At 61.9% G+C, this 12,280-nt stretch carries 10 protein-coding genes; 6 read left to right on the top strand and 4 right to left on the bottom strand.

Features of this window, described 5'->3' with window-relative positions; genetic code table 11:
• Positions 1-200: 200 nt before the first annotated feature.
• Positions 201-1,700, top strand: coding sequence for a Do family serine endopeptidase (locus ACK8OE_RS03680; RefSeq protein ID WP_126421389.1), 1,500 nt, complete (start codon positions 201-203; stop codon positions 1,698-1,700).
• Positions 1,701-1,878: 178 nt separating this feature from the next.
• Here ACK8OE_RS03680 and ACK8OE_RS03675 read toward each other — a convergent pair whose 3' ends face one another.
• The 3 genes from ACK8OE_RS03675 to ACK8OE_RS03665 form a co-directional block, all read right to left on the bottom strand.
• On the bottom strand, positions 1,879-2,259 hold the full coding sequence (locus ACK8OE_RS03675) for a group II truncated hemoglobin (protein WP_410271410.1): 381 nt from the start codon (positions 2,257-2,259) through the stop codon (positions 1,879-1,881).
• A gap of 200 nt (positions 2,260-2,459) precedes the next feature.
• The gene (locus ACK8OE_RS03670; protein WP_410271409.1) at positions 2,460-4,880 is read right to left on the bottom strand and encodes a glucan 1,4-alpha-glucosidase; all 2,421 of its coding nucleotides are present in this window, start codon (positions 4,878-4,880) and stop codon (positions 2,460-2,462) included.
• Positions 4,881-5,225: 345 nt separating this feature from the next.
• Positions 5,226-6,029, bottom strand: coding sequence for a lipid II flippase Amj family protein (locus ACK8OE_RS03665; RefSeq protein WP_410271408.1), 804 nt, complete (start codon positions 6,027-6,029; stop codon positions 5,226-5,228).
• A gap of 281 nt (positions 6,030-6,310) precedes the next feature.
• Here ACK8OE_RS03665 and ACK8OE_RS03660 point away from each other — a divergent pair, with 281 nt between their 5' ends.
• The 5 genes from ACK8OE_RS03660 to ACK8OE_RS03640 all read left to right on the top strand — a co-directional run bounded on the left by ACK8OE_RS03660 (position 6,311) and on the right by ACK8OE_RS03640 (position 11,221).
• Entirely contained in the window at positions 6,311-6,784 is a 474-nt protein-coding gene (locus ACK8OE_RS03660) for a DUF2975 domain-containing protein (RefSeq protein ID WP_410271407.1), read from the top strand.
• Positions 6,785-6,786: 2 nt separating this feature from the next.
• Positions 6,787-7,002 (top strand): helix-turn-helix domain-containing protein, encoded by a 216-nt coding sequence (locus ACK8OE_RS03655; protein ID WP_126421380.1) that lies wholly within the window; start codon positions 6,787-6,789, stop codon positions 7,000-7,002.
• Between the two features lie 42 nt (positions 7,003-7,044).
• Complete coding sequence (locus ACK8OE_RS03650) at positions 7,045-7,980, top strand: TraB/GumN family protein (protein WP_410271406.1); 936 nt, start codon at positions 7,045-7,047, stop codon at positions 7,978-7,980.
• Positions 7,981-8,268: 288 nt separating this feature from the next.
• A complete protein-coding gene (locus ACK8OE_RS03645) occupies positions 8,269-9,852 on the top strand; it encodes a sodium:solute symporter family transporter (RefSeq protein WP_410271405.1) in 1,584 nt (527 codons plus the stop codon).
• A gap of 121 nt (positions 9,853-9,973) precedes the next feature.
• Positions 9,974-11,221, top strand: a complete 1,248-nt coding sequence (locus ACK8OE_RS03640) for a dicarboxylate/amino acid:cation symporter (protein ID WP_410271404.1) — start codon at positions 9,974-9,976, stop codon at positions 11,219-11,221.
• Positions 11,222-11,418: 197 nt separating this feature from the next.
• On the opposite strand, the gene ACK8OE_RS03635 is transcribed toward ACK8OE_RS03640, so the two are convergent.
• Positions 11,419-12,204 carry a FadR/GntR family transcriptional regulator gene (locus ACK8OE_RS03635; protein WP_126421648.1) on the bottom strand — a complete coding sequence of 262 codons (786 nt, stop codon included), beginning with the start codon at positions 12,202-12,204 and terminating at the stop codon, positions 11,419-11,421.
• Positions 12,205-12,280 lie beyond the last annotated feature (76 nt).

The raw sequence follows: 12,280 nt of genomic DNA, 5'->3' as shown, positions 1-12,280 counted from the left end.
CCGCACCGCTTTGGTTGCATTCAAGCGCATCCCAAAAAGTGTGAAACGGTTTTTGGATTCACATGCGCGACAAACAAAAATCTCAGGGCCGGTACGGCTCTGAGACGGATTAAAAGATGGTAAGCCCGCATGAAAACACTGGCTTGCGGCCTTAAAATGCCTATGTTGACCGTAACAGCGTATAATCAGGACGAAGACCCATGGGGAACGTGCTTAACTCGGTAAAGAAGAATAAGGGCCTGGTGGCGGGCGTGGCCGGTGGCCTGATGCTCGGCGCAGCAGTCGCCGGTGCGGCGGTGTCCGGTCTGGGCGGCTATGACGGCTCGACCCTGATCAAGACGGCGGCCGTGACCCCGGTGAAGCCGCCGGCGGGCGCGCCCATGTCGTTTGCCGACATCATCGAGCGGGTATCCCCCGCCGTTGTCTCGATCGAGACCAAGGGCAAGGTGAAGGTGCCGAACGGCCTGATCATCCCCGGCTTCGAGCCGCCTTCGCAGGACGACGGCGAAGGGGAAGGCAATGAACGCGAAGTGCGCGGCGCCGGTTCGGGCTTCTTCATCACCGCCGACGGCTATGTGGTCACCAACAACCACGTCATCGAAGGGGCCGACGAAATCACCGTCGTCCTGACCAACGAACAGAAGCTGACGGCCAAGGTGATCGGACGCGACCCGGCCACCGATCTGGCCGTGCTCAAGGTCGAAGGCAAGAACTTCCCCTTTGTGCAGTTTGAAACCGATCAGCGTCCGCGCGTCGGCGACTGGGTGATCGCGGTCGGCAACCCGTTCGGTCTGTCGGGTACGGCGACGGCGGGCATCGTCTCGGCCTTTGGGCGTCCGGACGGCGCGCAGGGCTATGTCGATTACATGCAGATCGACGCCGCCATCAACCGCGGCAATTCCGGCGGCCCGACCTTTGACCTCAACGGGCGCGTCATCGGCGTCAACTCGGCCATCATCACGCCGTCGGGCGGCAATGCGGGCGTCGGCTTTGCCATCCCGGCGGATACGGCTTCGGCCATTGCGCGCAAGCTGATGGCGGGCGGTAAGGTCGAGCGCGGCTATATCGGCGTGCAAATTCTGCCCGTCACCGACGAATATGTCGAAAGCCTGAGCCTGCCGGACAAGGACGGTGCCTATATTGCCGACGTTACCAAGGACGGCCCGGCCGCCAAGGGAGGCGTGCAGGTCGGCGACATCGTCAAGAAGGTCAATGGCAAGACGGTCAAGCTCAATACCGACCTGACCCGCAACGTGGCCGATGTGCGCCCCGGCGAAAAGGTCGAGATCGAGGTGTTCCGTAATGGCAAGATGGTCAAGCTGACCATTGTCGCGGCCCTGCGTCCCGGCGAAGACGAACTGAACAAGGTGCTGAATGGCGGCGGGGCTACGACGCCCGAAACCGGCGCGCCGGTGCTGGGCCTCAGCGTCAAGCCGCTCGACCCGACCTCGCGCAAGACCTATGGCATCGAAGCCGATGTCAGCGGTCTGGTGGTCACGGCGATTGAGCCGACCTCGGATGCGGCCAAGAAGGGCTTGAAGGCTGGTGACGTCATCGTGCGCGCCAACAACCTGCCTGTGGCCAACCGCGCCGAGTTCGACAAGATCGTCACCGAAATGAAGGCCGCCAACCGGCCCTCGATCCTGCTGCTGGTCAACCGCGGTGGCCGCAATGTGCCGCTGCCGCTGAGCCTGAAATAAGGGGCTGGCAACGGACTGAATACGAAAACCCCGGTGGATACCCAGAGTCATTGCAAATGACTCTGGGTATGCTTTTCGAGACTGTCTCATGTCGCGGACACATAGTAGACAGTCTCGAGTTTTCAACGGCCGGATGCGCTCAGCATCTTTGGCCGTTGGGGTGAGAGACCGGGGTTTTTTATGCCTTGTTCTGCATGTGGAAGGCCAGCCGCTCGACGGGTTCGCGGATCAGGTCGCGTAAGCGCGGATTTGCGATGATCTCGTCCAGGGCGCGATTGAAACACAGTAGCCATTCGTCGCGCTCCAGTGGGCCGATTTCTGCACCGAAGTGGCGCGAGCGCAGACGCGGATGGCCGTGCTTTTCGACATAGACCGGCGGCCCGCCCAGATAGCCGGTCAGGTAGTCGTAGAATTTTGCCTCGCTGCCCGACAGGTCGGCAGGATGGATGGCCCGGCAGCGCGCGGCTTCGGGCAGGGTGTCCATCAGATGATAGAAGCGGCGGCACAGAGCTGAGACGCCGTCCGCACCTCCGATGGCCTGATATAGGGTGATTTCCATGCGGAGGTATTAGGGTGCTGCACCATGCGCGACAATCCCCTTTCTCCTCCCTATGCCAAAGGCATGGGGAGGTGGCGCGCCGAAGGCGTGACGGAGGGGGATGACTCAGGCGAATCTAAGAGCATTGTAATGCTCAAAATGCCACCTCCCCACGCCGAGGGCGTAGGGAGGAGGAATGGCGATTCAATTTTCGTTCGCCTCTACTTCGCGAACGTCTCTGCGGTCAGCGGGTTGCGGTCCCACACCTGACCATCGGCCAGAGAGCGCAGCAGCTTCACATATTCCGCGTGGGTCCAGGCCAGAGGCGTGGCCGAGTTGGTGCCTTCGCCCGTTTCGTAGCCTGCGGGCTTGACGCCGACGCCGTCCCACACCTGTTCCGGCAGCATCAGGCCTTCATTGGCAAACAGCTCCATACCGCGCACATAGGTGGCGCGGATGCGCGTTTTGTCCGTATCCGTCACACCGCCGCTTTTGAGAGCGGCGCGGGCCAGTTCGTAATGGCCGCGTTCGCCGGTGAAGAAGGGCCACACGCGCCCGCGCTGACCGGGGGTTGAGCCGCCCAGCACACCGTAATTGGCACCGGTCGTCTCGTCTTCGCCATAGCCGTCATTGCCGTAGCGGCGGAAGCCGGGGAAGGCGCCTTCGACGCCCTTGAAACGGAAGGTGTATTTGACGCGCAGGTTCTCCGGCAGCGTCTCGTCATCAAGGAAAGTCAGTGAACGGACGATGTTGGCGTCATCGGCGCGGCGCACGCCATAGCGCACCAGTTCCAGGAAGCCGCCGTCGAGGATCAGGTCGCCTCGCATGCCTTTGCGGCCATTGCGTTCGTCCTGCACGCCCGGAGTATTGGCGTCGTCCGAGCGCGACAGGCGCATATAGTAGGTGTCTTTACCGCCCTTGATCGCACCGGTCGTGGTGACCATGCGGGCTTCGATCTTCGCCGAAATGTCCGCGGCGCGGGCCTTCAGTTGCGCGGCCATGTCGGCGTCGCCCGACCGCGCGGCGATGTCAGAGGCGGCGATCAGGCCGGCGACAATGGCGGCGGTGGTGGAGGGCGAATAGCCTTCCTGTTCTTCCCAGCGCTCCTGCTGCGTGTAGGGCGGGGTAATCTTGGCGGTGTTCCAGCCGATATGCGTCGTGCCGCCGTCCTTGAGGAATTTCGCCGCGGGTTTGAGCATCGACGTCCACGAGGCCTTGAGATCAGCGTCGCTCATCAGGCCGCGGTGATTGAGGTTCCAGCCCAGCATGATCGGCATGGCCGTCTGATCGAGTTGCACACCTACCCATTCCGGCGTGCCATCGACGTGCGCCTTTTGCAGGAACCAGCCGCCGTCGCCCTTATTGCCCGGCGTGTTCGGCCCGACTTGCACCTTCGGCAGATAATGATAGGCGGCCAGCGGCGTTTGTTTGTCGCCCAGCGCCGCCAGCGCCATCGCCACCTGATAGAAGTCGCGCGGCCACACGGCCTTATACCCCGTCGCCGACTGCTTGGCGAAGACGGTCTCGCCCCACGGGTTCGACAGGGAGGCGATCAGCGCCCCGGCATAGGTGCGGTCTTCCTGCACCTTGAGCATCAGTGCTGAGGCATAGAGCAGCTTGCCATTATCGGTCGATTGGGCCGTCAGGCGCGGCAATTCGCCTAAGGAAGCCAGATAATCTTCCCAGCCGACCGCCTTACCCTGACCGTTATAGCGCGCCAGCACGGTGGCATAGCCGGTCTTCAGCGTCGCGGCGGCTTCGGTATCGGCGGCGGCGACGTCCTTGCCGAAGCCGAGGGCCAGATCGAAGGTGGCCGAGGTGCTCACCGGCCGGAAGGCGGCGACGGCGCGGATATTGCCTTTTTCGCTGATTTTGGCGTTCAGCGCGCCCAGCCTGCCGTCTTTCAAAAGGCCAACCAGCGCGTCCTTGCCCGTAAAGCCGATGCTGGCGGCCTCATAGGGCACCGAAGCGCGCAGCGACAAGGCGTGCGGGCCGTCAAAGGCGCGCAGGGCGGTCTTCGAGGCATCGCCCTGATCGTCGCCGGAGGTATTGTTGACCGACGGATCGAGCACGACATAGGGCGTCACCGTGCCCTTCAGCGCCTTGACCGTGACGCGCAGCATCAGGGTCTGACGGTCCGGGTCAGTGAAGACGTCCTTGATGACCACGAAGCGGCCCTGCTTGTCCGTATTGGTCAGGCGATAGGCAGGCGACAGCGGACGCCCGGCCTTGTCCTTATGCAGATAGTCGATGTGCGACACCGTATCGGCGGCTTCACTCGCCACCCAGCCGTCGCCGACAAGAACCAGCGACAGGTCGCGGATCTGCGCTTCGTGGATCAGGCCGTACATGGTTTCCGACACCACGCCGTTGGCCAGCGAAAACCACACCTTCGACACCGTGCCGGTGGAGGCTTTGTCGCTATATTGCAGGTTCCTATAGGCCTCATAGGACGCGCCGATGCCCTGCTTGGTCGCCGCCGCCCAGGGCGAGGCCTCAGCAGGGCCATCCGTGGCGTCGGTTGAGACGACCTGATTGGGCGTGTGGGCGGTATTGCTCGGCGTTTCGTTGTCTTGGGCAGCGGCGGCAGCGGCGGCCAGAAGGGCGCACAGGCTTACCGATGCGATGAGGCGCTTGGACATAAGGTCACTCCCTGAATACGCACCGTTGGCGGCAGAAGCGGACCTCTGCGGCGGTGCGTTTTTACACTCTTTCCCTATTGGTACAGCGCCGCCGCCCCTGACGAAACCCGCCCCCGACGTGAATACGTATTCAGATCGCAGGCATCTTATACCTCCCTGCACTTCAGTGCGGGGAGGATATAGATTCTACGACTGACGCCTTGGTCTTAGCCGCTGCGCAGGCGAACCCGTGTATATGTCTTCTGTCGATCGTCCGGCCCTATCGGTGACCCTCACCCTGAAATGCCCGCCGTAGATTCGGTCGAGGGCAAAGCCAATATCCAGCCTGACACTCTGAACGGCGGGTTATAAATGCACCGCAATCACAGCAATCAGGGTGGCCGCAGGGACCAGAAGAACCTGCGCGAGCGCTGTGCCTATCAAACGTGCCCCCGCCAGCCAAACGACAGCCTTTCGAAACTCCGACTCACTGGTCCGCCCTTCCATAACGTCATCTGTCATGATGGAGAGTTGCGGGTCGATAAAGACGAAAAGCAGTATCGTGGCTAAACCATTCACGACCGACGAAAGCTGGCTGGCTGTGACTCTGTAGTCCGGGCTGATCGCGCCCGCATAGAGGGAGGCAAAGACGCCGACCGTAAACAGTGCTTGCGCCAGAATATTCAGTAACAGCGCAGAATGGGGCAGGGAGGTGGGGCGGCCTCCCTTCGTCAGGTGTGAAAGAGCCGGAACGGTTACAGAGTCCCGGAGGAAGGACAGACCGCCTTTTGCGAAGCCGTGCATAAGGAGTTTCGGCACCGAACGGTGGACCTGAAAATGCTGAACCGCGCGGCTGAAAATCCGCTGAAATGTCGGAATAGCCAGAACGCCAGCCACCGTTCCGATCAGGGCCGCCGTTATCAGCCAGCGAAAATCGCCGAGCAGCGTATCCGAAATACCCGTGCTCAGCGCTACTTCAATGCGTTTGCCGAGATAGGGGCCCTGAAAGGAGTTGGACGTTCGTGAAACCAGCACCAGCACATTGAAAAGCGCAAAGGATACGGCAATTCGCCGTGTACGGATGCCAGCAATCCTGACGGCGTAGGCAAGGGTGCCAATCATCTGGATGACAAGGGTCAATGCGCATAATGCGATCAGATCAATATCCAATCTATCCCCCCGAACAAAAGCAACTGCCGCTTCACGGCACCCTGCGCCCACTATGGAATGGTTTTCCCAAAACCGTTAGCTGAATATTGTCGCGTTTGGCCGCCGATCGCCTGTACCTACCACACGCAAAATCACATGCCAGGGCTGCTTCCCCTCTGCGTCCCTTTGAACATCAGGCACAAGCCCATGCCAATCTCGGAATTTAACGTTTATCATTAAATCATTTGACATTCCTCGCTATGTAATTTATCGATAATCATGAAATTTATCGGGAGGGTCCCATGCCTGCAAAACGCCGCCGTCTGTTCACCGGCACGCTCTGGCTGCTTAAGGCCGCGCTTGTCATCTACGCCATCGGCGCGGTTCTCAGCGCGATCCGTCTGGGGATGCTGGTCGCTTTTGGGCCTGAACCGTGGCCAAAGGGGACGCAGATCGACGTGTCCGTTGCCGCGCTTGTTATGATCGCGCTGGCGGTGCCGGTGTTCATGAACCTGCTGGCGGTGGTGCGTTCCGGTCAGGCCGGCACCCCCTTCACGCCAGAAAATGGTACGCGCCTGCGCTGGATCGGTATATTCCTGACGGCGGGCTATGTGGCGCACCCGATCCTCGTCTTTCTGGCCGATGCCTCACGCGCGCCGGAAGCGCTGATAGCGTCTCTGGCCAAAGGGCTACTGCCGGTCGTGCTGTGCTTTGTGGTGGCCCATATTTTCGATATCGGCACCGACCTGCGTGAGGATCTGGAAGGCACGGTATAGCCATGCCCATTATCAGTAAGCTTGATGATCTGCTGTATGCGCGTCGCATGACCTTGTCCGAACTGGCTGAGCGCGTGGACATCGCCCTGCCCAATCTGTCCATCCTGAAAACGGGCAAGGCGCGGGCCATCCGCTTTTCGACGCTTGAGGCCATCTGCCGTGAGCTGGATTGCCAGCCGGGTGACCTGATCGCCTATCAGCGGGACGACAAAACCTAAGCGGCGCTGTTTGCGCCTGAAAGAAAAAAAGAGGGGGAGCCCATGCTCAAATCTATCGTTTTCGCTGCCGCGCTTGTGGCGGCGGCCGGGTCGGCCTGCGCCCAGACGACCGTCAGCCTGACGCCTGCTGCAGATGACTGGTCCCTGACCGAAGTCAGCGTCGTCAAGAACCTGCCCGGCCCCGCCCTGTGGAAGGTTATCAAGGGCGATAAGGTCGTCTGGCTGATCGGCGATGAACGGATCGATACCACAAAAACGTGGGACAGCGCCCGTATAGACCGGATACTTTCGGATGCCGAAGGGCTCTATCTGCCGCCGGCCCCGAAGTTCAGTCTTCTGGCGCTTTACGCGGTGATGAGCGGCAAGGATTTGCCCGGCAAGCAGACCCTGCGTGACGTTCTGCCGCCGGCTGAATATGCCCGCTGGACCCAACTCGCCCGGACGTATGAGATCGACACGCGCGACATTGAAAAGGACCGGCCGCTGTGGGCGGGCGTCCGCTTTCTCGACGCGGTCAGCACGAAAAAGGGGTTTTCATCACAGGTCATCACGCAGCACCTCACTCAGGTCGCCAAGCGTCACAAGGTGAAGGTCGCGCGCATTTCGCGGATGGAGACGCGCGCTCTGGTCAAGCAGACCAACGCCATTGACGAGGCCGAAGGTCGCCGGTGCCTGACGGTTATGCTCGACCTGACGGAATATATGGTGGCCACAACCGCCGCACAGACCGATGCCTGGGCCTCCGGAGACGTCGAGGCCCTGAAAGCGATCCTGCGGGCTCAGCCGAAGGCCGATTGTCACGAGGCGCTGGGGGGGCAGTTGCGCGCGCAATGGACAGCGGACACTCTGCGCATGGTCGATACGGCCATGCAGGGCACCCGCCGCAGCGTTCTCCTTTTGCCCATGCCCATGTTGCTGGATGAGCGGCTTGTGAACGATCTGAGGGCGCAGGGCTATCAGGTCCGCACCCCCGGTTAGAGTGGAGATTTCTGATGGGCTCATTCCACTCAAGCCGCCGTTGAGGCGGCGGCCAAGGTGGCGGGGCCCGCACCCGGCGAGGGGCTAAACAAAAGAGCGTAACCTTTCGGCACCTGCCACAACCTGTTTTAGACCCGATCCGATGCCCCTGCGCCTGTTGGATGACGCAAAGCTGGATCGCAACTCGGCAGAGGCCTCAGGGCGTCTGCCGCTTTTTTTGCGTCAGGCGCGGAAGTGGATACCTGTTTCTCTGAGTCTGGACTAAACTTTCATCAAAAAGGGCGGGCCGTGACTCAGTTTCACCTCAACAGCATAGATATCGGCGTGGCGGCGGCCTATGTGCTGGGGCTGGTGGCGCTGGCGCTTTTGTCGCGGCTGAAGATCACCACGCTGAAGCAGCAGTTTCTGGCGGCGGGTCAGGCGCGCTGGCCCGTGGTGGGGTTCACGCTTTACGCCGCTACCCTGTCGTCCTCGGCCCTGATCGGGGTGCCCGGCTCGGCTTACGCGCATGGGATCAGCGTTTATAATTACGACTGGGTGGCGGTGCTGGTCCTGACCCTGTTCTGTGCTGTGGTGCTGCCGACCTATCTGTCGTCGGGCGTCTTCACCGTCCCGGAGTTCCTTGAAAAACGCTATGGCCGTTTTGCGCGTACCTATGTGTCGGGCCTGTCGATCGCCCTGATGACCTTTGTCGATACGGCAGGGCTGCTATTTGCGGGCAGCCTGTTGTTCCGTCTGCTCTTTCCGGCGTTGAGCCTGTTTGAGGTGGGCGCGCTCCTGTCGCTATGCGCCGGGCTGTTCCTCGTCGCCGGAGGCTTGCGCGCCGTGCTGATCACCGACACGGTGCAGGCGGTCTTCCTGATCGGAGTCTGCGCGGTCATCAGCGTCCTGGCGCTGAAGGCCGTTGGCGGCTGGCAGGGGGTGGTTGCCCACAGCGACGCCTTGCGGCTGCATCTGGTTCGTCCGGCCACGGATGATGTGCTGCCGTGGACAGGGCTGGTCACCGGTCTGCCGCTGATCGGCTTCTATTTCTGGTGCACCAATCAGTACATGGTGCAGAAGGTTCTGGCCGCCAAATCGCTCGATCATGGCCGCTGGGGCAGCCTGTTTGCCGGGGGGCTGAAGCTGACGACTCTGGGGCTGCTGGTCGTGCCGGGCCTGTGCGCGCCGCTGCTGTTCCCGGCGCTGGAAGCCCCGGATCAGACCTTTTTCGCTCTGGCTTTCAGCCTGTTGCCGACGGGCGTCGTCGGCCTCGTCGCCGGGGTGTTTCTGGTCACCATCCTGTCGTCTCTGGCCTCCAACTACAATGCGGCGGCGACGCTGGTGACGCTGGATTTCCTAAAGACCCACTGGCCTAAGATATCTGAGGCGCGGCTGCTGCTGGCCGGGCGGCTGGCCATCCTCAGCGTAATGGCACTGTCCATCCTGTGGCTGCCCATGCTGGGGGCCATTCAGGACACGCTGTGGAACTATCTTCAGGCCATGCTGGCCTATTTCGTGCCGCCGGTGGCGACGCTGTTCCTGATGGGGTTGTTCTGGACGCGCGCCAATGCCTTCGGTGCGGCCTGTGCGCTGATTGTCGGCACGACGCTCAGCCTTGGCCTGTTCGTCAGTGTAGAGATCATCGGTGTCTTGCCGCTGCATTTTCTGGTGGCAGCCTTTGTCATCTTCCTCGTCAGCGCCGCCGCTTTGATCGCGGGCAGCCTGTTGCGTCCGGCCCCGGAGGCTTTGGTGAGCGCGCTCGTTTTCACCCGCGCCGTGTGGGACCGCGAAAGCGCCGCACTGAAAGACGTGCCCTGGTACAAAAACTACCGCTGGCTGTCGCTGGGCCTGCTGCTGTTCACCGCGCTTGTGGTCGCTCCGCTGTTGTAATCCCCTCTCCCTTGAGGGAGAGGGTTAGGGGGCAACGCCACCTAATTTCAGCCGTTACTTTTCCTCGCTTGCGCCTTTACCGTTTCGGCCTATCTTCGGGGCCTTACTGATGAGGCTCGACATGTCCAAAATTCCCTTCTGGTTGCGCGTTCTGGTGGCTTTTGCGCTGGGGACCGGGGTGGGGGTGGCCTTCGGTCAGCAGGCCGTGCCGTGGGTTGAGCCTATCGGTGACCTCTTCGTCAACCTGATCAAGATGCTGGTCGTGCCGCTGGTCTTCTTCACCATTGCGGCCTCGATTTCGCGGCTGGGCGAGGGGGCTCTGGGCGAAGGCGGCGGCGGCAAGGCCGTGCGTCTGGGGGTGGTGACGATTGTGTGGTTCATCATGACCGCCGGTCTGGCCGTGTCGCTGGGCTTTGCCATCGGCCACCTGATCGAGCCGGGCCGCGGCTTAAGCGGCCTGCCGGTGGCCGACGTCAAGCCCAAGGTCATCCCGCCGGTCCAGGACGTGCTGATCGGCATTGTGCCGACCAATATTTTCAAGGCCTTTGCCGAAGGTCAGGTCCTGAGCGTCGTCTTTGTCGCCCTGTTTGTCGGGGCGGGCCTGAGCGCCCTGGGCGAGCGCGCGGCTGAGTTGAAAACCCTTGTCTCTCAGGGCAGCCAGTTGATGTTCAAGCTGACGCGCTGGGTGATCCAGTTGACGCCGTTTGGCGTGTTTGGCCTGATCGCCTCGGTGGTCGGGTCTTATGGGTTAGAGAGCCTGACGCCGCTCCTGAGTTTTATCGGGGCCATCTATCTGGCCTGTCTGATCCACGTGTTCGTCGTCTATCCGATCCTGCTCAAGCTGCATGGCTTGCGCGTCGTGGCCTTTTACAAGGGCGTGTTCGAAGCGCAGCAAACAGCCTTTTTCACCTGCTCGTCGCTGGGCACCCTGCCGGTGTCGCTCAATGCCGCCATCGAAAAGCTGAAGCTCAATCCGGCCTATGCGGGCTTTGCCGTACCGCTGGGGGCCAATATGAAGATGGACGGCTGCGGAGCCATCTATCCGGCCATCGCCTCGATCTTTGTGGCCAACTATTTCCATATCGAACTGACTCAGAGTCACTACGTGATCATCGCGCTCACGGCCATGTTGGGGTCGCTGGCCACCGCCGGTGTGCCGGGCGTGGCAACGGTCATGCTGACCCTGACGCTTTCGACGGCGGGCCTGCCGCTGGAGGGGATTGCGTTGCTGGCCGCCATCGACCGCATTATCGACATGGTGCGCACGGCGACCAATGTGACGGGTCAGATCCTGATCCCGACTCTGGTGGCGCGCGAAAACGGCCTGCTGGAAGCGACCTCGCCCTTGGTCAAGGCCAAGGCTGAATAGACAGAATTGGCCACGAAAAACACGAAACGAAGTTCGGCGTAGCCAAAAGCACGAACGGGGGCTGTTGAAGCTGCCTTGCCCGAAGGGCCTTTACCTATTTGGGGCAGGTAGATTGGTGGGCGCTTCGCGCCGCGGTTTCCGCCTGTCATTTTCGTGTCTTTTGGTGTTTTTCGTGGCCAAAAACCTTTCGTGCCCTCTCACCCTCTCGGTTCGAGGTACTGGGTTTGCATGGAGCGCTGGGTGTCGTCGAGGGCCATGCGGATGAGCGATTCCATGCACCAGCGAGCGGCGCCTGAGTCCTGACGTTTGATGGCATCAAACACGCGGCGGTGGTCGGGGATGGGGTCGCGGGTCAGGGCCTGATGGCGCTGCTTGAAGCGCGTGGACCAGGCGACCGCCGCGCCGATCGAATGGCTCAGCGAGGCGAGGGCTTCGTTGTGCGTGGCGTGCATCAGCGCGTCGTGGAAGTCGAGATCGGCCTTGCGCCCGGCCTCGGTGGCCAGGGTCTCGGCCTCCATCAGGTCGAGCGCCTTGTCCATCAGGCGCAGGTGCTCGTCCGTGCGGCGCAGCGCCGCCAGCTCGGCCGCCGCCGGTTCGGTAATCAGACGCAGCTCAAACAGGCCCTTGATGAAGTCCTCCGACGGCTCCGTCTCGAACATCCAGCCCAGCACCTCCGGATCGAGCACGTTCCAGCGGCGGCGCGCCGTGACGCGCGTCCCGGCCTTGGGGCGGCTTTCGACCATGCCCTTGGCCGCCAGAATGCGGATGGCCTCCCGATAGGCCGAGCGCGAGATGTCGAGGGTTGAGGAGGAGTCGATCTCATTGGGCAGGACCTCGCCCGGCTGATAGACGCCCTTGAGGATGTCCACCCCCAGCCGGTGGGCCAGCGCCCCGTGCAGGCGGCCCTGAAAATGCACGCCGTAAGCGGAACTTTCGGTGGCCGGGGAGCGGTCAAACGTAGCAGCGGGTCGGGTATCGGTCATGCAGGTCCCTGTGTGTTTTATTCCTCGGTCATCGGACGGAGCCGGTTTAAAGCCTCCCCCCTGATGTCAGGGGGGA

It is taken from the genome of Asticcacaulis sp. W401b (assembly GCF_046503825.1).
Classification (GTDB): Bacteria; Pseudomonadota; Alphaproteobacteria; order Caulobacterales; family Caulobacteraceae; genus Asticcacaulis.
Note: the sequence above shows the minus strand (reverse complement) of the source record. Positions and strands in the feature narration are given on the sequence as shown.